Source organism: Streptosporangium fragile, from assembly GCF_039534445.1.
GTDB classification, from domain to species: domain Bacteria; phylum Actinomycetota; class Actinomycetes; order Streptosporangiales; family Streptosporangiaceae; genus Streptosporangium; species Streptosporangium fragile.
Map to the genome: position 1 here is coordinate 197,474 of NZ_BAAAVI010000003.1, position 21,632 is coordinate 219,105.

Sequence of the window (21,632 nt, forward strand, 5' to 3'; positions counted from 1 at the left end):
CACTGGCGACGAACCACCTGAGCGGAGAAGAGGAGAGGCGATGCGCAAGATCGTCCATGGACTCGCGCTGGCCGGCGTACTCGTGCTGGGCCTGCCCGCCGCGGCGCACGCGACGGCTCAGGACGACTATTACCTGGGGACGGTCAGGTCCGCTTCCGGGCACTCCGGGTACGCCAAGGCGCACCTGTGGGTCACCCCCTTCAACGAGGAGTACTTCACCGCGTACGGCAGGATCTACGACCGTGACCGCCACCCCGGTCACTGTGCCTGGGTCCGCGCCAAGTTCCACTACCGGAAGGGCGGGTCGGCCTGGTCGCCGGTGCGCTGGTCCTGCGCCTCCTCCGGCTACCGGGGCTTCCTCTTCGAGACCAGGGGCGCGGTCAGGAGGGTCGACCTGAAGGTCTGCGTCTACCAGCCGAAGCGGAACGCGCTCTCGCACTGCCGGGTCGGGACCACCAGGGACGAGGACCTCGCGAACTGACCCGGTACGCCGATCCGGGCAACCGACGCGGAAAACCGGGTTCCGGGTGGTGCCCGGGGCCCGGCCGGACCCCGGGCACCGTGGGATCGCCTCAGCGGAGTCGCTCGAAGAGCGTCAGCCACCGGTCGGGGTGGACGAACGCCACCACCGTGCCGCGGTCCAGCCCGGCCTCGGCGAACGCGGCGTCGACCCGGTGGGCCGGGTACCGCCTGCGCAGCGAGGCGTGCAGCGAACCGCCCAGGCCCGTGAAGCCGTACTCGACGAACTCGTGCCAGGCCGCGAGCCGCCCGCCGGTGAGCAGCGGGACGGGGCGCGACACGATCCGGAGGATCGCCGAGTCGACCGAGGGCACCGGCCGGAAGCTCTCCCTGCCGATGCGGCCGGCCAGCTCCCAGGAGTGGCCGGGCCAGGTCAGCACGGTCAGCCTGCTCCAGCGGCCGAAGCCGCCCGAGCGCTTGCGCGCGTACTCCAGCTGGGTCACCAGCGTCGCCGAGGTGAGCGCGCGGGCGCGCAGGCACCAGCGGACGATCCCGGAGGTGATCGAGTACGGGATGTTCCCCGCGACCGCGAACGGTTCGCGCGGGACCGGCGTGGTCAGGAAGTCACCCCTGACCACCTCGATCCGGTCGTCGCCGCGGGTGCTCGCGGCCAGCCTGCCCGCGTACAGCGGGTCGATCTCGTAGGCCACGACCCTGGCGCAGCTCTCGGCCAGGGCGCGGGTGAGGACACCCTCTCCCGCGCCCGGCTCCAGGACCAGCTCGTGCGCTCCGGCGGCCCCCGCCACCCGGCGGACGGCGTACGGATCGACGAGGAAGTTCTGCGAGAGGGTGCGCCGGATCCGGTCGCGGGCACTGCGGCCGCCCCGGTCGTGGTCGCCCCGGTCGCGGTCGCTGCGGCCGCTCCGGCCGCCCCGGTCGCCGGCCTGTCGCCGGGAGTGTGAATGGTTTCCGTGCGCGAAGGAGTGCGCCACAGCTGTCGCCCTTTCGGGTCCGAGGTGGAAGAGGTCTCGGAGGCCCTGGGCAGACGCGTCGGCGACGCATCGGGAACGGAGGAAGGCGATGCGCCCCTAGCGAGCCAGAGCCTGGCCGCTGCGGGGACGGATCACGTAGCCCACCGTCATGGGGGCGAAGAACATGCACATGGGTCTGGACGGTACGGGCCGTCTCGTCGGGGTGCAACGGATTTTCCGCCGGTCGGAGGACGCGGCGCCGGAGCCGGGGCACGCCTTCCGGACTACGGCTGGCCGGGAGTGGGCAGGGAGACGGCCGGGGGCGCTCGGGCCTGACCGCTCGGGCACGCCGCCTGTTTTGGCGCTTCCCGCGTTGACGTGCTGAAATATCTGGCGTTCGCAAATAATGCATACGCCTGTACTTCGTTGGTCCGCCCTCGGCGACCGCTCAAGGAGACAACCACAGATGACGACTCTGAACAACGGCGTGTCCATGCCGCAGCTCGGCTTCGGCGTGTTCCAGGTGCCGCCGGCGGAGACCGTCCAGGCGGTGACCGCCGCGCTGGAAGCCGGATACCGGAGCATCGACACCGCCTCGCTCTACGGCAACGAGCGCGAGGTGGGCCAGGCGCTGGCCGCCTCCGACCTTCCCCGTGACGAGGTGTTCGTCACGACCAAGGTGTGGAACAGCGACCAGGGGTACGACTCCACCCTCGCCGCCTTCGACGAGAGCATGGAGAAGCTGGGCCTGGACCGGCTCGACCTGTATCTCATCCACTGGCCCACGCCGGCCAGGGACCTGTACGCCGACACCTGGAAGGCGCTGGAGAGGCTCCTCTCCGACGGCCGCGTCCGCGCGATCGGTGTGTCCAACTTCCAGCCAGCCCACCTGACGCGCCTCATCGAGGAGGGCGGTGTCGTCCCGGCGGTCAACCAGGTCGAGCTCCACCCCAACCTGCAGCAGGCCGAGCTGCGCGAGTTCCACGCCCGGCACGGCATCGTGACCGAGGCGTGGAGCCCGCTCGCCCAGGGGGCCGTGCTCGACGACCCGGTGATCACCTCTCTCGCCGAGCGGTACGGCAAGAGCCCGGCGCAGGTCGTCCTGCGCTGGCACCTCGACCTGGGGAACGTCGTGATCCCCAAGTCGGTCACCCCGTCCCGGATCAAGGAGAACATCGACATCTTCGACTTCTCCCTCACCGAGGACGACATCAAGGCCATCGCCGCCCTGGACAACGGCACCCGCATCGGGCCCGACCCGGACACCTTCAACCGCTGAACACCGCGCAGGCGCGTGCCGCGGGGGTTCCACCCCCGCGGCACGCGCGGTGCTCCGCCTCGGACGGCTCGGACGGGACACCGCTCCGGGCGTCGTGCCGCGCCGGTTCCGGGGCCGCACTCTGATCCCCGGGTGCCGGCGACCGCCTCGTGACCCGCCGGCGGTCGCGGCGTCTTCCGGTGTGCCTCCCGGCAGGCCCCTCAGTGTGTACAAATCTATATTCAGTGCCAGTTTTGCGATTGTACGATGTGTGCATGACGTGGCTGGAAAGGATTTTCGGTCCGGCATTCGGGGTGGGGCGTAATTCGGCGGAAAAGGCGGAGGGCGAGTCGCTGGACCTGCTGCTCGCGCTTCTCTCCGAAGTCCGCGCCGAGATCGGCCGTGCCGACCAGAAGGCGGCGATCCTGCTGGCCGCGGTGGGTGTAGCCGTCGGCGCGGTCATCGGCGGGGTGCTCGGAGGGCGATGGAAGCCGGACGACATATCCAACTCGGCGGAATGGCTCTGGTGGGTCGGCGTGGGACTTTGCACCCTCGGTGTCCTCTGCCTCGGAAAGGTGATTTATCCGCGTTCCGCGGAGGCGGTGAAGCGGACGGCGTCCCAGCCCGTCTACCTTCGTGATTTCACCGAGAGAGCGATTTCGGGAATCGAGCGGAGAGGGCTGGCGGGGGCGGCCCGCGAGAACGCCGATCTCCTCGGCGAGCAGGTCCGCCGGCTGGGCGTCATCGTCGACGTCAAATACATGTTCATCCGCCGTGGAATGCTTCTCCTGCTCGGCGCGCTGTTCTGCTGCGTCGGCTCGGTCGTCGCCGGGTGGCTGCTGTCCTGACGGGGAGGTGAACCTCCGGTCGGGACGGCCGGGGTGTCAACGCATCGGACACGTCGTCACCACGTCATCACCACGGCCGTCGAGCCGCGCGGCCGGCGGTGACCGCGCCCGCCACGGTCGCCGCTCGTCCCCGCCCGCGGAATCGGCGGCATCCGCTCTCAGCGCCGCGAGATCCGCTCCCGGAACCAGTGGTACGACGCCTTCGGGGTGCGCGTCCCGGTGGCGAAGTCGACGTGCACCAGGCCGAAGCGCTGGCTGTAGCCCTCGGCCCACTCGAAGTTGTCCAGCAGGGACCAGACGTAGTAGCCCCGCACGTCCACGCCCTCGGCCCGCGCCTGCTCGACGGCCCCGATGTGCCCGTCGAGGAAGGCGATCCTGGCCTGGTCGTCGACCGTCCCGCCGGGGCCGGGCTCGTCGGGCTGGGAGCAGCCGTTCTCGGTGACGTAGACCGGAGGCAGGGCGTCGCCGTAGCGGGCCCTGAGGCCGACGAGGAGCTCGCGCAGGCCGTCCGGGACGACGGGCCAGCCGAAGGCGGTGGTGGGGTGGCCGGTGATCCCCGCGTCCTCGAAGGGGAGGCCCTCCCCGGTGGGCGCGGTGATCCGGGTGGGGTTGTAGTAGTTGATCCCGAGGCCGTCGAGGCGGGCGCCGATCAGGTCCAGGTCGCCGTCACGGACACAGTCGATCTCCACTCCGTACGCCGACAGGTCGGGATAGGTGCCGAGCAGCACGGGGTCGTTGAAGAGACGGTTGTGCAGGACGTCGTAGGCGTCGGCGGCGGCGAGGTCGGCGGGGTCGGACGACGCGGGCCAGACGGGGGTGCAGTTGTTGGTGATCAGCACCTTCTCCGCGTTCCGCGCCCGCAGCTCCCGCAGGGCGAGCCCGTGCCCGAGGAGCTGGTGGTGGGCGGCCGGGAGCGCGTCCAGGACGAGCGTCCTGCCGGGGGCGTGGGTGCCCAGGGCGTAGCCGTAGACCATGTGGACGAAGGGCTCGTTCAGGGTGATCCACAGCGGGATCCGGTCGGCGAGCCGGTCGGCCACGGCGGCGGCGTACTCGGCGAACCGGTAGGAGGTGTCGCGGTTCAGCCAGCCGCCCTCGTCCTCCAGCGGCTGGGGGAGATCCCAGTGGAACAGGGTGGCCGCGGGGACGATGCCCTTCTCGCGGAGCGTGTCCGTCAGGCGGTCGTAGAAGTCCAGACCGGCCTGGTTGATCGCACCCTTGCCGTGGGGCTGGACGCGCGGCCAGGCGATGGAGAAGCGGTAGGAGTTCACGCCGAGGCCGGCCATCAGCGCGACGTCCTCCGGCCAGCGGTGGTAGTGGTCGCAGGCCACGTCCGCCGTGTCGCCGCCGCGGACGCGGCCGGGCTCGTGGGTGAAGGTGTCCCAGACCGACGGCCCCCGCCCGTCTTCGGCGACGGCGCCCTCGATCTGGTAGGACGCGGTGGCCGTGCCCCACAGGAACATCGTGACCTCCCCATTGTTATGAGTATGGCTCATGTTATCCCGGCGATGGCCGGGGCAGGAGGGGGTGAGGGGCCGGGGTAGGGGATGATGGAGCGATGACGAACGTCTCGGGGGTAACGCTGCGCCGACGCCCCGCCCAGCGCCGCAGTCTGGAGCGGGTCGAGCGCATGCTCGACGAGTGCGCGCGGCTGCTGGACGAGGTCGGCTACGAGGCGCTGACCACCAAGGAGGTCGCCCGCCGGGCCGAGGTGCCGATCGGCACCTTCTACCAGTTCTTCTCCGACAAACAGGGCCTGGTGCGGGCGCTGGCGATGCGCAACCTGGAAGCGTTCCTCGCCCGGATCACGGCCAGGCTCTCCGAGGCGAGGCTGTCCGACTGGACGGAGATGGTCGACCTCGCGGTCGACGAGTTCGTCGCGATGAAGCGGACCACGCCGGGGTTCGCGGTCGTCGACTTCGGGGAGGTGCTCGTCGCGCCCGGCGGTCCCGCGATCAGAGGGACCGAGCGGATGCTCGACACCGCGCTGGAGAACAACACCGTGGTGGCCGACCGGCTGCGCGCGATCACCGTCGAACTGCTCGGTGCCCCGATAGGCCCCGAACTGGACCGGGCGCTGCTCGTCGCCGTCGAGGCCGCCGACGCGGTGCTCAAGCTCGCCTTCCGCTCCCTGCCCGACGGCGACCCCGAGCTGATCGCCGAATGCAAGCACCTGGTGCGCCGCTACCTGGCCGCGTACCTGTCCCGGGACTGACCGGCCCCGTCCGGAGTGAGGGGGACGTGAGTCATGGGCATCACCGTGCGGCCCGGAGTCCACGCCAGGTCGAGCGAGGCGGTTCCGGGGCGTTCCGTCCCGGCCCGCACCGTGGCCGGGACCTCACCCGGAGCTTGACCTGGAGCGCACTCCAGGTGGGATGCTGCCTCGCGTGAGTGTGTACACACCGGGACAGGTGGTGGAGGAGACCGGCTTCAGCCTCGACACGCTTCGCTACTACGAACGCATCGGGCTGCTGGAGCGCGTCGGCCGCAACGCGGCCGGGCAGCGCCGGTTCACGCAGCGGGACGTCGGCTGGCTCGGCATGCTCCGCTGCCTGCGCGACACCGGCATGCCGATCGCGGAGATGCTCCGCTTCGCGGAACTGACCCGGGCCGGCGACCACACGGTCCGCGACCGGATCGCGCTGCTCGAAGCCCACGACCGGCGGGTGCGGGAGCAGGTCGACACCCTCCTCGAAAAGCAGCGGGCGATCCGCAACAAGATCGACTATTACCACTCGGTGGTCGACGGGCCGGGGGCCTGCCGGAACGCGGGGTGATCGCCCGCCGCCCGGTGTCGTCGAGGGCCGGGGTCTTCCGCGACCCCTGATCGCGGGGTGATCGCCCGCCGCCCGGTGCGGTCGAGGGCCGGGGTCTTCCGCGACCCCTGACCGCCGGCCGCGGTTCCCCCGGCGCGTTCTCCGGCCGGCATCCCCGGCCGCGGCGTGGCGGTGCACGGCGTGCGCAGGCGGGTGGCCAGAAGCGTACGGCGGCTTTGCCCCCGAGCGATGTGCCCTTTTCGGTCCGGCTGTTAAACCGGTATCGGGGTCGGGGGAGGGGTCATGGTCGCACCGCGTGCACGGCGTATGAACATTCCGCTTCGGCACGTCTCCATCATGTGCGGCGGGATGCTGTTCGCGCTGCTCGCCAACGTGACCTACCTCCAGGCGCTGGACTCCGAGCGGTTCGCCGAGGATCCGCGCAACCAGCGGATGATGCTCGCCCGTTTCGCGAGCCCCCGGGGCGACATCCTGCTTCGTGACGGCACGGTCATCGCGACCAGCCTCAGGGCCGAGGACGGCGTGTTCAGGTACCGGCGGGTCTATCCCGCCGGGCCGCTCTACGCGGCCGTCACCGGCCACTTCTCCCTGTACGGCATCGCCGGCGTCGAGCGCGCCGAGGACGCCCTGCTGTCCGGGAGCGAGCCCCGGGTGAAGATGCACGGGCTGATGGACGGCACCCGCGGCGGCGCCACGCTCAGGCTCACCATCGACCGGGCCGCCCAGCGCGCCGCCTACGAGGGGCTGCGCGGCATCGGCCGACCCGGCGCCGTCGTGGCGATGGAACCCGCCACCGGCGCGATCCTGGCCATGGTGTCCTACCCCTCCTACGACCCGAACCTGTACGTGACCTTCGACAGGGCCAGGCTCGACCGGGTGGACAAGCGGTTGCGGGCCGACCCCGGCGACCCGTTGCTGAACCGGGCGATCCAGCGGAACTACCCGCCCGGGTCCACCTTCAAGATCATCACTGGCGCCGCGGCGCTCGACTCCGGGCGGTTCGGGCCCGACACGCCCGTCAGCGCACCGGCCGTGCTCCGCCTGCCCGGTACGGCCACCTACCTGCGCAACACCGGCGGCGCCGCCTGCGGCGACGGCACCCCGTCGCTGCGGTACGCGTTCAAGCTCTCGTGCAACACCCCGTTCGCGCAGATCGGGATCGACCTCGGCCAGGACGCGCTACGCGAGCAGGCCGAGAGGTTCGGTTTCAACGCCGATCTCGACGTGCCCATGCCGGTGGCCAGGAGTGTCTACCCGCTCGGGATGGACCGGGCGCAGACCGCGATGTCGGCGCTGGGCCAGTTCGACAACCGGGCCACCCCGCTCATGATCACGATGATGGCGGCGGCGGTCGCCAACCGCGGCACGCTGATGCGCCCCTACCTGGTCGAGGACGTCCGCCTGCCCGACGGCCGCGTGATCGACGAGACCGAGCCCGCACCGTACCGCCACGCGCTCCGCCCGGCCGACGCCGACCGGCTCGCCGAGATGATGGTCGAGGTCACCCGGCGGGGAGGCACCGGCACCGCCGCGGCGGTCCGGGGCGTCGAGGTCGCCGCCAAGACCGGCACCGCGGAGAACGCCGCCTCCGGGAGGGACCACGCGGTCTTCACCGGCTTCGCGCCCGCGGCCTCCCCACGGGTCGCCGTGGGGGTCCTCATCGAGGGCGGCGGGTTCGGCGGCCGGGTGGCGGCGCCCGTCGCCCGCGCGGTCCTGCGGGCCGTACTGGACGATCAAGCGGAGTAGGCGCCGGCCTGCAGGCCGTACAACTCGGCGTAGAGGCCGCCGAGCGCCATGAGCTCCTCGTGGGTGCCGTGCTCGGTGACCCTGCCGTGGTCGAGGACGTATATCCGGTCGGCGAAGCGGACGCTCGCCAGCCGATGGGCGATCAGCAGGACGGTCCGGCCGTCGGCGTGCTCCCGGATCCGCACCGTGCCCATCGCCGGCAGCACCCCGGGCGGTGTCGGTGGGGGAGCCGGTCCGGTCGGGGGCGTCGGTGGGGGAGCCGGCCATACCCGCAGTGTGCGCCGTGCGCCGGGGCTCCGCCATCGGATGACCGGTGACGGCCGGCGCCGTCCGGTCACCGGATCGCCGCCCGCGGCGGGGCGTCACGCCGGGGCGGCGGAGTCCGGCGCCCGGTGCCTCGGTGATCCGGCGTTTCGGACAGCCCGGTGATCCGACGGTCCCCCTGATCCAGGCGTCCGAAAAGAAGTAAGACTGGGCATGGTTCAGTAATTGATGTCACACTTTCCGTGATGGTTGTACCCCGCGACCTCTACAAGAGCCCATGACCCAGGACACCGCGCACGTCCCCCTCGCCGGCGGCAACCTGCCCCTGGAGCCCAACGACTTCGTGGGCCGCGAGGCCGATGTGGAAGAGCTCACCGACCTGCTGGCCGTCGCCCGGTTGGTGACCCTGTGCGGGGCGGGCGGGATCGGCAAGAGCAGGCTGGCGGTCCGGGTGGCGGCCCGGGTGGCGGGGGAGTTCCCCGGGGGCGTCTGGCTGGTCGAGCTGGCCGACGCGGTCCGCGGTGACCCGGTCGAGCCCCGGGTGGCCGCCGTGCTCGGGGTGCAGGCGGAGCCGTCGCGGGCGCTGACCGACACGCTGCTCGGAGTGCTCGGTGACCGGCGGATCCTGCTGGTCGTCGACAACTGCGAGTCCACCATCGAGGAGTCCGCCAGGTTCTGCCGGGCCGTGCTCACCGTCTGCCCGCGGGTGCGCGTGCTCACCACCAGCCGCGAGCCGCTGCGGGTGGCCGGCGAGACCGTGTGGCGGGTGCCCCCGCTCTCCCTGCCCAGGAGTCCCGGTCAGGATCCGACCACCAGCGAGGCGGTCCGGCTCTTCGTCGACCGGGCCCGCGCCGCCTCGCGCGGGTTCGCCGTGACCGAGCAGAACGCCGCCGACATCGCCGGTCTCTGTGAGGCGCTCGACGGGATGCCCCTGGCCATCGAGCTCGCCGCCGCGCTGTGCCGGGTGCTGACCGTGGAGCAGATCAACGCCCGCATCCGCGACCGGTTCCGGCTGCTGTCCGCCGGTGACAGGACCGCCCCGGCCAGGCAGCGCACGCTCAGGGCGACCGTCGACTGGAGCTACCAGCAGCTCGACGAGCCCGAGCGCGTCCTGCTGCGGAGGCTCGCGGTGTTCACCGGCGGGTGGACGCTCGACATGGCCGAGCAGGTCTGCGCGGGCGGCGCGCTGAGGGCCGACGACGTGCTGGGCGTACTCTGCGACCTGGTCGACAAGTCCCTGGTCCTGGCCGACGCGGAGGTGGCCGGCCAGACGCGCTACCGCATGCTGGAGACGATCCGCGAGTACGCCGCCGAGCAGCTCGGCGACTCCGGCGAGGAGCCCGGGTTCCGGCGGCGGCACCGCGACCACATGATCGAGGTCGCCGCCCGGATCCACCGGACGATCGTCCGCCGGCCCCGCCCGGCCTGGACGGAGATCCGTCCCATGCTGGTCATGCTGGACGAGCTGCAGGCCAACGTGTGGGCGGCGGTGCGTTTCTCGGCCGAGACCGGTGACCCGGAGAGCGCGCTGCGCCTGCTCGTCCTGCTCCGCTGGCCGATCATCGCCGGCGGCAGGTTCACCCCGGCGGACGAGTGGCTCGACCGGCTGCTCGCCGCCGCGGACGAGCTGACCCCGTCGATGCGCGCCGACGCGCTCGCCCTGCGCGGCCAGGTGGCCTTCGGGCAGGGCGACCCCGACAGCGCGCGGGTCGCCTGCACGGCCGCGGTCGAGCTGTGCCGCGAGACGGGCCTGAACGGGCCGCTCAGCGGGGCGCTGGCCGTCCTCGCCTGGGTGGCGATCTACCAGCGCCGCCCCGAGCTGGCCAGGTCCCTGCTGGACCAGGCGCTGGAGGCCGTGCACACGGTCGACGACCCGTGGCACGAGACGGTGATCCGCTCCATGGAGGGCACCTTCGCGCTGTCGGAGGGGAGGGCCAAGGAGTCCCAGCGCTCCTTCGAAGCCGCGCTCGCCATCGCGCACGAGCTCGACAACCACTGGGCCGCGCCGGTCGCGCTCATCGGCCTGGCCCAGGTGGCCTGGCTCCGGGGTGACCTGGCGGAGGCCCGCGCCCACTACGAGCGCGCCCTCGGCATGCTCCAGGACATCACCGCCCACTGGCAGGCCATCACTTGCCTGGCCGGGCTGGGCAGGATCGCCCTGGCCCAGGGCGACCTGGTCACCGCGCGGGCCAGGCTCGTCGAGAGCCTGCGGCTCTGCCTCGGCACCGGCCAGCGGCTCGGGGTGGCCCGGCGGATCGAGACGCTCGCCCAGCTCGCGCTCGCCGAGGAGGACGACCACCGGGCGGTGCGCCTGGCCGGTGCCTCCGCCGCGATCCGCAGCGCGATGAGCGGGGCCGTGCTGCCCCCCGGGTTCGGCGCCCGGATGGAGGAGCTGCTCCAGCCCGCCCGCATGCGCCTGGGGGACGCGGTGGTCGCCCAGCTGTGGGCGCACGGCCAGGAGATGACCCAGGAGCAGGCGGTTCGCTACGCGCTCCAGTCCGACGAGTCGTTCGAGACACCCACCCTGCTCGGCAAGCACCCGGCCGCCACCCCGCTGACCACGCTCACCTGCCGGGAATGGGAGATCGCCCAGCTCATCGCCCGGGGCATGAGCAACAAGGCCATCGCCGACGAACTGTTCATCAGCCCGGCCACCGCCGCCCGGCACGTCGCCAACATCCTCGCCAAGCTCGGATTCTCCTCCCGCACCCAGGTCGCCACCTGGGTCATCGAGCAGAACCGCACCTGAGCTCCTGCAAAGGACGCCTACATACCGGATCTACACATGAGCGGCCGGGTAGCTACACCCCGGGATACTCAGTCCGAAGCATGCGCAGGTCACGCCGCGCCCCGTACGTTTTCCTGGTGTTCGACCGATGACGTCCTGCCTTCCGCACCGTCCCGGCGATGAAGCCGGTCCGGTACGGCAGGCCCACACCATCCCAGGCGTCTCGGTCGAGCACCTTGCGGACGTCGCGTGTCCCATCCGAAGGCCGAGGTCTCCTCGGAGGGGTGGGGACCAGGGTCACGGGTCACGCGACAGCGGGCTCGAGCTGCGCAGGGCTCGAGCCCGCGCTCCCGCCGTCCCCACCCCTCCCACCCCGGGCCGCCGCCGCCCGGGGCACCCCCCGCGGCCGTCTCCCGGGCGTTCCCCTGGCCGTCCCCCGGGCACCCTCCTCGCCCGGGGGACACGAAACCGGCCACGGCCCTGAGCACGGTGTCGAACGCGGGCGTGAACCCGGCTTCGGCACGGCCCCGAACGCGGCCCCGGGCATGGCGGGGCCGTGTCCGGGGCTGAATACACAGTCATCTACATACATCTGCCGATGCCGGGGAGGGCAGGCCGGCCGTAGCGTCGGCGGAATGAGACAGACCTCCCCGCCCACCAGCTGCACGCTCACCGAGGCTGTGTTCGGCTGCGCGCACGGGAGAGGTGATCAGCCCGCTCTCATCGACCTCGGCGCCGGGGTGGCGTACGGCTACCGGCGGCTGGCCGGGGAGGTGATGCGAGGGGCCTCGGGGCTGGTCAGGCGGGGCGCCAGGCGGCGGCAGGTGGCGGGCATCCACGTGGACGGCGCGGTGGCGCAGACGCTGGCCGTGCACACCGTCATCGCGGCCGGAGGGGTGGCGGCGCCGATCACCTCCGGGAGCGACGACATGGCCGACCTGCTCGCCGAGTGGGACGCCCGGCTGCTCATCACCACCCCGCGGCTGGCGGAGGCGTCGTTGCGGGCCGTGGAGAGCTCCCGGGTCCGGCAGGTGATCGCGTTCGGCCAGGCCCGCGACACCGTCGACTTCGCCGACCTGCTGCTGCTCGAACCCGTCCCGCTGCCCTTCCTCGACCCGACGGTCCAGCCCGCCCTGCTGACCGAGGACGGGAGCGTGCTCACCCACCAGGACCTGATCGTGCGGATGCACGGGCTCGACCGGTCCGTGGAGCTGGGGAAGTCCGACGTCCTGCTGGTGACCTGGCCGCTGGAGCGCAGCGTGGCCGTGACGACCCTCGTCGGGCTGGCCCTGATGCGCGGCTCCCTGGTCGTCGTGACCCCCGACCTCTCACCCGCGGAGTTGGCGGCCACCATCCATGACTTCGGCGTGACGGTCGTGGCCCTGCCGGACGGGGCCGTCCAGCGCCTGTAGCGAGGCCCCGGGAACTTCCCGGTCAGGTGACCGGATACTGCCTTTCGGGCGTTTGAAAAACGCTCCGTCTCCCTTTCTGGGTTGTTCACTCGTTTATCGGTCATTCCGTAAGCAGCATTTTAGTAAGCGCGATTTGGGATGCCGAGACGTTATCCGCACGGCCTTGACACCATTTATGTGAGGTGGCTTTATTGCATTGTTGACAACGTTGTCATGTTTTGGGGGATCCGTACAACCTCGACCCCGAAGGGATGGAAAGCTGTGCGACGACAGTGGATGGCGGCCGTCGCGGTCACCGTGGCGGGCCTGCTCACCCTGAGCGCCTGCGGCGGTGGCGGCGACGGTGACGGCGCCGCGCGAAGCCCGCAGGCCGACGCGAAGAAAAAGGTCGAGGTCTTCTCCTGGTGGACGGGTCCGGGCGAGGCCGACGGCCTGAAGGCCATGAGGGAGATCTTCGAGAAACAGAACCCAGGGCTTGAGTTCTTCGACGCGGCCGTGGCGGGCGGGTCCGGTGACAAGGCGCGCGCCCTGCTCTCCACCAAGCTGCAGGCCGACACGCCACCGGACACCTTCCAGGGGCACGCGGGCGCCGAACTGCAGGGCTACATCAAGGCGGGTGACCTGGAACCGGTCAACTTCCTCTACGACGAGCTCAAGCTCAGGGAGGTCCTCCCGCAGCAGCTGATCGACCAGATCAGCGTGCAGGGGCAGATCTACTCCGTCCCGGTCAACATCCACCGTTCCAACGTCATGTGGTTCAACCCCGCCGTGCTGAAGGAGGCGGGCGTCACCGAGGTGCCGAAGACGATCGACGAGTTCGTCGCGGCGCTGGAGAAGGTGAAGAAGGCCGGCAAGATCCCGCTCTCCATCGGCTCCGAGTGGACCATGGTCCACCTGCTGGAGAGCGTGCTGCTCGGCTCCCTGGGCACCGACGCCTACAACGGGCTGTGGACCGCCGGCTCCGACTGGTCGGGCCCGGCGATGACCAAGGCGCTCAACGACTTCAAGACGATCCTGTCCTACGCCGGAGACCCGGCCGACGACTGGCAGCCCGCGGCCAAGCAGGTGGCCGACGGCGAGGCGGCGTTCACCATCATGGGCGACTGGGCCTACGGCTACTTCCACAACCCCCCGGACGGCGGCCTGGGCAAGACGTCCAAGACCGACTTCGACTGGGCCCCCTCACCCGGCACGGCCGGCACCTTCATGTGGCTGTCGGACAGCTTCACCCTGCCCAAGGGCGCGCCGAACCGTGACGGGGCGGTGGCCTGGCTGAAGGTGGCGGCGAGCAAGGAGGGCCAGGACGCCTTCAACCCGAAGAAGGGGTCCATCCCGGCCCGCAAGGACGCCGACACCGGCCTCTACACCGACTACCTCGCCGACGCCCTGAAGGACTGGAGCAACGACAAGCTCGCCGGGTCCATCCAGCACGGCGTCGTCGTGAACGACGCCTGGCGGGCCGCGATCAACGAGGCGGTCGGCCTGTTCCACGCCGAGAAGGACGTGGCCGCGCTCCAGGCGGCGCTGGCCGAGGCCGCCAAGAACTCCGGACAGTGATCTCACGCACGGCACGGCCCGCGCGACCCGCGGGCCGTGCCCCGCGAAAAGGGGTGTCCGTGACACGGATGCGCAGATGGCTGCCCGGTCTCCTGCTGGTCACACCGTCGATCGTCGCGATCGCGGTCTTCGTGTACGGCATGCTCGGCTGGAACTTCCGGCTGGCCATGACCGACAAGCACGACGAGGTGTCCGAGGGGAACTTCGTGGGGCTGGAGAACTTCGTCACGCTCTGGGACCAGAAGCGCTGGGGCATCTCCGTCAACCACGCGATCGTCTTCACCGTCGTCTTCGTCTTCGGGGCGCTGCTGCTGGGCTGGCTGCTGGCGCTGCTGATGGAGAAGGGGATCAGGGGCGAGGGGACCTTCCGGGCGATCTACCTGTTCCCGATGGCGATCTCCTTCGTGGCGACCGGGGTCGTCTGGCGCTGGCTGATGAACTCCGGCCGGGGGGAGCGGGCGGTCGGGCTGAACCGGCTTCTCGACGGCCTCGGGCTGGGGGCACTCCAGTGGGAGTGGTTCCGGAACCCCGACTGGGGGATGGCGGCCATGGCGATTCCTGCTATATGGCAAATGTCGGGATATGTCATGGCGCTGTTCCTGGCGGGCTTCCGGGGCGTCCCGGAGGAACTGCGGGAGGCGGCCCGGGTCGACGGCTGCACCGAGTGGGGGGTCTACCGGCACATCGTGCTGCCGCTGCTCCGCCCGGTGACCCTGTCCGCTCTGATCATCCTCGGTCACATCTCGCTGAAGGTCTTCGACCTGATCGTCGCCGTCTCCGGCAAGCAGGTCATCACCGACGTACCCGCCGTGTTCATGTGGGTCGCGGTCTTCGACTCCCACGACCCGGCCAAGGGCGCCACCATCGCGTCCTACATCGTGCTCGCGGTCAGCATCTTCGTCATCCCCTACCTGGTGTGGACCCTTCGCAGGGAGAGGCGCTCATGACGGCGACCGCGACCACCCCCGCGCCCGCCCGGGGCGCGGACCCCGGCGAGCGGGCCAGACGGCGGGCCCGCCTCTCGCGCGGCCTCCGGCTGGCGGTGCTGCTCGTCTTCCTGGTGGTCTTCCTGATCCCGATCTACGTCCTGCTGGTCACCAGCTTCAAGCCGCTGACCGAGGCCGACCCGGGCAGGGCCTGGTCGCTGCCGGAGGTCTGGACGTTCGAACCGTGGCGGGTGGCCTGGGAGAAGCTCGCGCCGGGCATCTGGAACAGCGTGCTGCTGGCCGTGCCCGGTTCGCTGATCTCGGCGGCGCTGGGCTCCATGAACGGCTACGTGCTGTCGAAGTGGCGCTTCCCCGGGGCGGACGTACTGTTCACACTGTTCCTGTTCGGCATGTTCATCCCGTACCAGGGCGTCATGATCCCGCTGGTGCAGCTCCTGGTGGAGCTCAACGAGATCACCCGGGACCTCACCGGGGTGCCGGGCGTCTTCTACGGCGCGATCCCCGGGCTGCTGCTCGCCCACGTGGTCTACGGCATCCCGATCTGCACGCTGATCTTCCGCAACTACTACGTCACCATCCCGGACGAGATCATCGAGGCCGCGCGGGTGGACGGCGCGGGGATGCTGCGGACCTACCGGTCGGTCGTCCTGCCGGTCTCCGGTCCCGCCTTCGCGGTGGTCGTCATCTGGCAGTTCACCTCGCTCTGGAACGACTTCCTCTTCGCCGTCTTCCTCACCGGACCGCAGAGCTGGCCCACCACGGTCATGCTCAACAACATCGCCGGCGCCCAGACCGTCCCCTACAGCCAGCAGATGGCCGCGGCGCTGCTCGCGTCCGTCCCCACGATGATCATCTATGTCCTGCTCGGCCGGTTCTTCATGCGCGGCCTCATGGCCGGTGCGCTGAAGGGCTGATCAGCAGGTCGCCCAGCGTGGTGCGGTGGTACAGGACGCTGCGGCCGGTGCGGCTCCCGGTCACCAGGCCCGCCCCGCGCAGGGCGCCGAGGTGGCCGCCGACCGTGCCGAGGCTCAGGCCGAGCAGCGCGACGAGCTGCGTGGTCGTCGCGGGGACGGCCAGTTCGAGGAGGAGGCGGGCCCTGGCGCGGCCGATCAGCCCCGCCAGGCCGTCCGGCACCTCGTGCGGGATCCCGGTGCCCCGCGCCGGGTAGCTGATCGCGTACGGCCAGCGCTCCTCCAGGTAGGAGCCGAGCCCGGCGGGGAAGACGGTGGGCACGAAGAGCAGCCCGCGCCCGCCGAGCGTGTGCGTCCGGTCGGGGCCGGAGCCCTCGACCTCGATCACGCCGGAGGGGTGCCAGCGGACCTTCGGGTCGAGGTCGTTGAGCGCCGCCGCCCAGCCGTGGGTCGCCAGCCGGCCCGCCCGCTGGACCACGTCCCGCTCCAGGATGGCGTGGAAGCGAGGCCAGGAGGGGGCGACGATCTCGTCCCAGACCGCCTGGAGCGCGTCGGCGAAGAACGTCACCACGCCGGGGGAGAAGAGCACAGACATGATCTCCTCCGGGGGTCGGGGCATGCCCTCCAGATTTCTGGCGATCTCCTCGTGGGCCTGCGCCGCCGGGGTGGCGCGCACCACCGCCAGCTCCACCTCGAACGGGACGTTCACCCCGCTCGGCGGCGGGGCGCAGAAGTCGACGTTGTAGTGCCTCTCGCGGAACAGCGCGACCGTGGCGCCCACCCCGGGGTGGCGGGCCAGCAGCTTCCGGTACGGCTCCCGCATCCGCTCCGCCCAGGAGTGCCAGACGCTCGCGCTCTTGCGACCGGACAGGATCCAGAGCGCGTGGTGGGTCACGATGAGCGGGGAGATGGCGAACCTGCTGGCGACGACGTCCTGGGGGCTGACCTCGATGCGATACACCATCGGATGACCTTTCGGTTATATCCGAAAGCTTAGTCAGGGTGCCCCGGCGTCCCCAGCATCGTGTGCATGACCACACGAGAACAGGGCGCCGGGACGGGGACCGAAACCGGGACGGAGGCGGGCGCGGGGACGGAGACCGGGGTGGGGGCGGGCGCCGGACGGGGGCGCGGTGTCGCCCGGGAGCGCGGCGCGACCTACGCGGAGGTCTTCGCGAGCCGGGAGTTCCGGGTGCTGTTCGTGAGTTTCACGCTCCTGGTGACCGGCGACCAGGTCAAGATGCTGACCCTGTCGGCGCTGGTCTACGCGCGGACGGGGTCGCCGGGGCTGGCGGCGGCGGCCTACATGCTGGGCTTCCTGCCCTACGTCGTCGGCGGGATGTTCCTGCTCTCGCTCGCCGACCGGGCGCGGCCGCGTGCGCTGATGGTCGCCGGAGAACTGCTCAGGGTGGTGACCTGCCTGCTGATGGCCTTCGCCGGGCTGCCCGTCTGGGCGATGCTCACGCTGGTGCTCGTCACCGGGCTGTTCTCCCCGGTCTTCGGGGCGGCGCGCGGTGCCCTGCTGCCCGATCTGCTGCCGGGGGACTCGTTCGTGCTGGCCAGGTCCGTGCTGTCGGTCACGTCGGCCGGGGCGCAGGTGGGCGGGCTGGCCGTGGGCGCCGGCGTCATGGCCGCGGTCGGCCCGGCAGGGACGCTGGCCGTCACCGCCGCGCTGGCCGCGGCGTCCGCCGCGGTGCTGCGCCTGGGGCTGCCCGACTTCCCCGCCCGGGGCGACGGCGCGCGCGGAACCGTACGGGAGACGCTGCGGGTCAACCGGATGCTGCTGGCGGATCCGGGGGTGCGCGGCCTGCTGCTCGCCCAGTGGCTGCCGATCTCGTTCGTGACCGGCGCCGAGGCGATGCTCGTCCCCTACCTGGGCGGCACCGCCGGGATCGCGCTCGCCGCGGCGTCCGCGGGCCTGGCGGCCGGCAACTTCGTCCTCGGCCGGTTCGCCTCACCCGCGCGGCGGGAGCGGCTGGCCGCGCCGCTCGCCGTCCTGGCGGGCGTCCCGTTGCTCGCGTTCGCCTTCCGGCCGGGGGTGGCGGAGGCGGCGCTGATCGTCCTGCTCGCCACGGCGGGTGGTTGCTACACGCTCGGTCTGCAGCGCCGGTTCGTCGAGGCGGTGCCCGAGCGGGTCACGGGCCAGGGCTTCGGTCTTCTGGGGGCGGGGAGCATGACCGGACAGGCGGTGGGCACCGCGCTGGTCGGCCTGGCCGCCGAGCTGACCTCTCCGCACGCCGCCATCGCCCTGGCGGGCGCCGCGACGGTCGCCTGCTCCCTGGCCCTCCGCCGCCACCTGCGGGGATGATCGGGGCGCCGATCGGGCCGTCCCGGGGAACAGAAGCCGCCGCGTCACACGCCCGCCACGAACGCGGGGACCTGGAGCCGCACCGGCCTCGTGCGGTCCCGTTCGCCATGGTCGGGACCGTCATCCGAGAGCCGCTCCCGGGGGTACCGAGGCGGGAGCCCGGAATCAGGTGAACTGCACCGGTTCCAACTGGTTGCAGAAACTCCCAGAGATCTCCAGTCAACTACAAGTTACCCGGACCATACTGCGCGCGCTGATAGTCCGATTAAACGGGGCAATAAGTGAAGAATTCATTGAAACCATGGTGGAAGGTCGCCCTGACGGCGATCACCACCCTCTCCCTTTCGGCGGGTGCCCTCACCGGTCCCGCCCAGGCGGCGGCACCGGCGGTCAAGGTCGCCGCCGTCAAGGCGTCACCCGCCCGGTACACGGGGTCGTGCCCGGCCTCGACGGTGTTCTCCGCGACCGTCTCGGTCAAGGGCGCGACCCGGCTGACCTACCGGTGGGTGCGCAGCGACGGCAGCAAGGGGGCGGTCAAGACCGTCCGGGCCGGAGCGAGCGTCACCGTGCGGGACCAGAGGACTTTCACCGGCACCACGCGGGGCTGGCAGGCCGTGCAGGTGCTCAGCCCGAAGAAGCTGACCTCCAAGCGCGCCTATTTCTCGGTCACCTGCGAGGGCGGGCCGGGCGACAGCGTCGTCGTCGTGCGGCCCAAGACGGAACCGGCGCCCCCGAAGGCCTCGGCCGAGGTGACGGTGAGCGGTTCCTCCGGAACCTGCCCGACCCCGGGCCGGACCCTGACCTTCACCGGGACGGTCCGGGTCTCGCGGGTTCCCGCGGCCGTCACCTACCGCTGGGTGGACAGCGACGGAGGCGCGCTCGGCACCGAACGGCTCTGGTTCTCGGCCAAGGACTCCACCCGGCGTACGGTCACCTCCAGCCGCACCTTCCTGGCCGGCCAGTCGGGCACGCGGTGGATCGAGATCCTGGACCCGGACGGCAAGGTCCTGAGCACCTCGGGCAAGGCCCCCTACCGGGTGACCTGCACGCCGCCGTCGACCCCGACGCCTCCCCCGGCCACCGCGACGGTGTCCGACCTCTGGGTGAGCCCGGAGACCTACCAGGGTGAGTGCGTCAGGCCGCTGGAGTTCACGTTCAAGGCGGTCATCTCCGCCTCGAAGGCGACGAAGGTCACCTACAAGTGGATCCGCAGCGACGGCACGACGGTTCCCGGCGAGGCGGACCTCAGGGACGGCGACCTGACGAAGATCATCAGCCTCCCCTGGCAGGTCGCCGACCCCACCAAGGTCAGCGGCGGGTCGGCGCGGGTCCAGATCACCTCGCCGGGCAACGTGACGACGGCCCCGGTGAAGTTCGCGATCACGTGTGTGACCCTCACGATCTCCGAGGCGAAGGTGGCCTCGCCCGCCCAGCCGTACACCGGGACCTGCCCCGTGACCGTGCGGACCACGGCCACGGTCACCGTGACCGGGGGCTCCGCGGCGGTCTGGTACGGCTGGAAGTACCCCGGGACCTCCGCCCGCGCTGAGGTGATCTCGGGAAGCAAGACCTTCACCATGGACTGGCCGGTGGGCGCCACCTCCACCGGGTCCACCGCCTTCCACGCGGCGACGGCCGACGGCTACAACGGCACGTGGAAGGAGTCCGCGCCGATCACCTGGTCGGTCACCTGCAAGGCGGCCGAGCCGGACGGGATCACCGTGTCCGAGGCCAAGGTCACCACGTGGAGCAGAGACCCGGGTCCCTGCACGACCCAGAACCCCTACCAGCTCACCGCCGCGGCGATGGTCACCGCGCCCAAGGGCATGACCTACCCGCTCACCGTCTCCTACCGGTGGCGGTGGGACGACGGCGGCTACTGGCACGAGGAGAAGCTGACGTTCACCGAACCGGGCACCCAGCGGGCGGCCCACCGGTGGAGCGCCTCCCGGAGCAAGGCCGCCAAGGTGTGGCTGGAGGTCCTCACCCCCGCCCGGGTCCAGGGCGAGGCGGGTGAGTACTCGGTGACCTGCGACGGCAAGCCGCCCGCGCCGAACCCCGGTGGCAAGATCCTGTCGGTGACGAACCCCACGATCACGCCGTCCGCCCACACCGGCCCCTGCCCGGTGGACCTGAAGGCCAGTGCGACGATCACGGTGTCGGCGCCGATCTCCGGGCCGGTCGAGTACGTCTGGCAGTTCGACAACGACACCTCCAGCCCGATCCAGAGCGTCGAGTTCCCCTCGGGTGGCCCGCTCACCAAGACCGTGGAGTGGAAGAACTGGCGGGCGGTCAAGACCAGCGGGAAAGTGACCGGCTACCTGCAGGTCCTCACCCCCAACACGGCGGTGTCGGAGCCCGTCTCCTACAGCGTCACCTGCGCCTGACGCACCCCTGGCCCCCTGACCGCCGGGTGGTCGGTCACCCGGCGGTCACGGGCGGAGCTCGCCGGAGCCGCGAGGGATGAGGCGGGTGGGCAGTTCCACCCGCTCCGGGGCGCCCCGGCCGCCCGCGAGGCGGCGGAACAGCAGCTCGGCGGCTGTCGCGCCGAGCCGGGCCGGGTCCTGGGCCACCACGGTCACCCCCGGCACCAGCAGGTCGGCCAGCTCGAAGTCGTCGAAGCCGACCAGGGCCGGGCGGTGACCGGCGCGCAGCACGGCCACGGTGATCCGGCCGTTGCCGGTGAACACCGCGGTGGGCGGGTCGTCCCCGGTGAGCATCCGGGCCAGCGCGGGGCCCGCCTGCTCCGCGGGGCCGGTGGCGACCAGCGAGGCGTCGTAGGGCAGCCCGGCCTCCCGCAGGGCGCGGCGGTAGCCGGCCAGGCGCTCGCCGGAGGTGTAGATGGACGCGCTGTCGCCGAGGAAGGCGACGCGGCGGTGGCCGTGCGCGATGAGGTGGGCCACGCCGGAGCGGGCCCCGCCGGAGTTGTCGCACAGCACGGTGTCGACGTCCAGCCCGCCCGGCCGGTCGGCGAAGACGGCGGCGATGCCCGCGTCGAGCTCGGGCCGCAGGTAGGCGTGGTCGGACCCGGCGGGCACGATGATCAGGCCGTCGACCCTGCGGGCGCAGAAGGTGAGGACCAGTTCCCGCTCGCGCCGCGGGTCCTCGCCCGAGGAGCCGCTGAGCACCAGCGAGCCGTGCCGGAGCGCCACGTTCTCGACCGCGCGGCTGATCCCGGAGTAGAACGGGTCGGCCACGTCCTCGATCACCAGGCCGATGCTCGCGGTCCGGCCCCGGCGGAGCACGCGGGCGCTCTCGTTGCGCCGGTAGCCCAGCCGTTCGATGGCGGCCCCGACCCGCTCGGCCATGGCCGGGGCGACCCCCGCCTCGCCGTTGACGACCCGGGAGACGGTCTTGAGCGCCACCCCGGCCTCGGCCGCGACGTCCTTCATGGTGGGACGGCCCTTCGCGCTCTCTGTCATCGCCCGATCATCGCCTACGCCCCGCCG

The 21,632-nt window shown here is 71.6% G+C and carries 18 protein-coding genes; 13 read left to right on the plus strand and 5 right to left on the minus strand.

Annotation, left to right across the window (positions count from 1 at the left end):
• The first annotated feature begins 40 nt into the window (after window positions 1-40).
• Window positions 41-481, plus strand: a complete 441-nt coding sequence (locus tag ABD841_RS03645; protein WP_344967802.1) for a hypothetical protein — start codon at window positions 41-43, stop codon at window positions 479-481.
• A gap of 91 nt (window positions 482-572) precedes the next feature.
• Here ABD841_RS03645 and erm read toward each other — a convergent pair whose 3' ends face one another.
• The gene (erm, locus tag ABD841_RS03650; RefSeq protein WP_425581943.1) at window positions 573-1,319 is read right to left on the minus strand and encodes an ErmE/ErmH/ErmO/ErmR family 23S rRNA (adenine(2058)-N(6))-methyltransferase; all 747 of its coding nucleotides are present in this window, start codon (window positions 1,317-1,319) and stop codon (window positions 573-575) included.
• 577 nt (window positions 1,320-1,896) lie between these two features.
• Between erm and ABD841_RS03655 the strand changes: the two genes are divergently transcribed.
• A complete protein-coding gene (locus ABD841_RS03655; RefSeq protein ID WP_344967807.1) occupies window positions 1,897-2,709 on the plus strand; it encodes an aldo/keto reductase in 813 nt (270 codons plus the stop codon).
• Window positions 2,710-2,963: 254 nt separating this feature from the next.
• Window positions 2,964-3,536, plus strand: coding sequence for a Pycsar system effector family protein (locus tag ABD841_RS03660; protein ID WP_344967809.1), 573 nt, complete (start codon window positions 2,964-2,966; stop codon window positions 3,534-3,536).
• Between the two features lie 158 nt (window positions 3,537-3,694).
• Here the strand turns inward: ABD841_RS03660 and ABD841_RS03665 are convergent, their stop codons facing one another.
• On the minus strand, window positions 3,695-4,996 hold the full coding sequence (locus ABD841_RS03665; protein ID WP_344967863.1) for a GH1 family beta-glucosidase: 1,302 nt from the start codon (window positions 4,994-4,996) through the stop codon (window positions 3,695-3,697).
• A gap of 95 nt (window positions 4,997-5,091) precedes the next feature.
• On the opposite strand from ABD841_RS03665, the gene ABD841_RS03670 reads away from it, so the two are divergent.
• The 3 genes from ABD841_RS03670 to ABD841_RS03680 all read left to right on the plus strand — a co-directional run bounded on the left by ABD841_RS03670 (window position 5,092) and on the right by ABD841_RS03680 (window position 8,056).
• A complete protein-coding gene (locus ABD841_RS03670; protein WP_344967811.1) occupies window positions 5,092-5,748 on the plus strand; it encodes a TetR/AcrR family transcriptional regulator in 657 nt (218 codons plus the stop codon).
• A gap of 160 nt (window positions 5,749-5,908) precedes the next feature.
• Window positions 5,909-6,310 (plus strand): MerR family transcriptional regulator, encoded by a 402-nt coding sequence (locus ABD841_RS03675; RefSeq protein WP_344967813.1) that lies wholly within the window; start codon window positions 5,909-5,911, stop codon window positions 6,308-6,310.
• A gap of 306 nt (window positions 6,311-6,616) precedes the next feature.
• Window positions 6,617-8,056 (plus strand): peptidoglycan D,D-transpeptidase FtsI family protein, encoded by a 1,440-nt coding sequence (locus ABD841_RS03680; RefSeq protein WP_344967815.1) that lies wholly within the window; start codon window positions 6,617-6,619, stop codon window positions 8,054-8,056.
• Here the strand turns inward: ABD841_RS03680 and ABD841_RS03685 are convergent.
• The gene (locus ABD841_RS03685) at window positions 8,044-8,262 is read right to left on the minus strand and encodes a hypothetical protein (protein ID WP_425581940.1); all 219 of its coding nucleotides are present in this window, start codon (window positions 8,260-8,262) and stop codon (window positions 8,044-8,046) included. The genes ABD841_RS03680 and ABD841_RS03685 overlap by 13 nt on opposite strands.
• Before the next feature lie 335 nt (window positions 8,263-8,597).
• Between ABD841_RS03685 and ABD841_RS03690 the strand changes: the two genes are divergently transcribed.
• The 5 genes from ABD841_RS03690 to ABD841_RS03710 all read left to right on the plus strand — a co-directional run bounded on the left by ABD841_RS03690 (window position 8,598) and on the right by ABD841_RS03710 (window position 15,878).
• On the plus strand, window positions 8,598-11,069 hold the full coding sequence (locus ABD841_RS03690) for a tetratricopeptide repeat protein (protein WP_344967817.1): 2,472 nt from the start codon (window positions 8,598-8,600) through the stop codon (window positions 11,067-11,069).
• Between the two features lie 614 nt (window positions 11,070-11,683).
• Window positions 11,684-12,460 (plus strand): AMP-binding protein, encoded by a 777-nt coding sequence (locus ABD841_RS03695; protein ID WP_344967819.1) that lies wholly within the window; start codon window positions 11,684-11,686, stop codon window positions 12,458-12,460.
• Between the two features lie 261 nt (window positions 12,461-12,721).
• Window positions 12,722-14,017 carry an ABC transporter substrate-binding protein gene (locus tag ABD841_RS03700; protein WP_344967821.1) on the plus strand — a complete coding sequence of 432 codons (1,296 nt, stop codon included), beginning with the start codon at window positions 12,722-12,724 and terminating at the stop codon, window positions 14,015-14,017.
• 68 nt (window positions 14,018-14,085) lie between these two features.
• Window positions 14,086-14,964 carry a carbohydrate ABC transporter permease gene (locus ABD841_RS03705; RefSeq protein ID WP_344967865.1) on the plus strand — a complete coding sequence of 293 codons (879 nt, stop codon included), beginning with the start codon at window positions 14,086-14,088 and terminating at the stop codon, window positions 14,962-14,964.
• Entirely contained in the window at window positions 14,961-15,878 is a 918-nt protein-coding gene (locus ABD841_RS03710; protein WP_344967823.1) for a carbohydrate ABC transporter permease, read from the plus strand. The genes ABD841_RS03705 and ABD841_RS03710 overlap by 4 nt, the downstream gene beginning before the upstream one ends.
• Here ABD841_RS03710 and ABD841_RS03715 read toward each other — a convergent pair.
• A complete protein-coding gene (locus tag ABD841_RS03715) occupies window positions 15,853-16,839 on the minus strand; it encodes an ArsR/SmtB family transcription factor (protein WP_344967825.1) in 987 nt (328 codons plus the stop codon). The two genes, ABD841_RS03710 and ABD841_RS03715, sit on opposite strands and share 26 nt — an antisense overlap.
• 66 nt (window positions 16,840-16,905) lie before the next feature.
• On the opposite strand from ABD841_RS03715, the gene ABD841_RS03720 reads away from it, so the two are divergent.
• Both ABD841_RS03720 and ABD841_RS03725 read left to right on the plus strand, forming a co-directional pair.
• Window positions 16,906-18,183: an MFS transporter gene (locus ABD841_RS03720; RefSeq protein WP_344967827.1), complete on the plus strand. Its 1,278-nt coding sequence runs from the start codon at window positions 16,906-16,908 to the stop codon at window positions 18,181-18,183.
• Between the two features lie 293 nt (window positions 18,184-18,476).
• Window positions 18,477-20,570, plus strand: a complete 2,094-nt coding sequence (locus tag ABD841_RS03725; RefSeq protein WP_344967829.1) for a hypothetical protein — start codon at window positions 18,477-18,479, stop codon at window positions 20,568-20,570.
• Between the two features lie 45 nt (window positions 20,571-20,615).
• Here the strand turns inward: ABD841_RS03725 and ABD841_RS03730 are convergent, their stop codons facing one another.
• A complete protein-coding gene (locus ABD841_RS03730; RefSeq protein ID WP_344967831.1) occupies window positions 20,616-21,605 on the minus strand; it encodes a LacI family DNA-binding transcriptional regulator in 990 nt (329 codons plus the stop codon).
• Window positions 21,606-21,632 lie beyond the last annotated feature (27 nt).

Bases quoted from the DNA above. Each gene is read 5' to 3' on its own strand.
- ABD841_RS03665 (WP_344967863.1), bottom strand. From the start codon at position 4,996: ATGTTCCTGTGGGGCACGGCCACCGCGTCCTACCAGATCGAGGGCGCC.
- ABD841_RS03715 (WP_344967825.1), bottom strand. From the start codon at position 16,839: ATGGTGTATCGCATCGAGGTCAGCCCCCAGGACGTCGTCGCCAGCAGG.
- ABD841_RS03645 (WP_344967802.1), top strand. From the start codon at position 41: ATGCGCAAGATCGTCCATGGACTCGCGCTGGCCGGCGTACTCGTGCTG.
- ABD841_RS03660 (WP_344967809.1), top strand. From the start codon at position 2,964: ATGACGTGGCTGGAAAGGATTTTCGGTCCGGCATTCGGGGTGGGGCGT.
- ABD841_RS03695 (WP_344967819.1), top strand. From the start codon at position 11,684: ATGAGACAGACCTCCCCGCCCACCAGCTGCACGCTCACCGAGGCTGTG.
- ABD841_RS03720 (WP_344967827.1), top strand. From the start codon at position 16,906: ATGACCACACGAGAACAGGGCGCCGGGACGGGGACCGAAACCGGGACG.
- ABD841_RS03675 (WP_344967813.1), top strand. From the start codon at position 5,909: ATGCTGCCTCGCGTGAGTGTGTACACACCGGGACAGGTGGTGGAGGAG.
- ABD841_RS03730 (WP_344967831.1), bottom strand. From the start codon at position 21,605: ATGACAGAGAGCGCGAAGGGCCGTCCCACCATGAAGGACGTCGCGGCC.
- ABD841_RS03690 (WP_344967817.1), top strand. From the start codon at position 8,598: ATGACCCAGGACACCGCGCACGTCCCCCTCGCCGGCGGCAACCTGCCC.
- ABD841_RS03680 (WP_344967815.1), top strand. From the start codon at position 6,617: ATGAACATTCCGCTTCGGCACGTCTCCATCATGTGCGGCGGGATGCTG.
- ABD841_RS03710 (WP_344967823.1), top strand. From the start codon at position 14,961: ATGACGGCGACCGCGACCACCCCCGCGCCCGCCCGGGGCGCGGACCCC.
- ABD841_RS03655 (WP_344967807.1), top strand. From the start codon at position 1,897: ATGACGACTCTGAACAACGGCGTGTCCATGCCGCAGCTCGGCTTCGGC.
- ABD841_RS03670 (WP_344967811.1), top strand. From the start codon at position 5,092: ATGACGAACGTCTCGGGGGTAACGCTGCGCCGACGCCCCGCCCAGCGC.
- ABD841_RS03705 (WP_344967865.1), top strand. From the start codon at position 14,086: ATGCGCAGATGGCTGCCCGGTCTCCTGCTGGTCACACCGTCGATCGTC.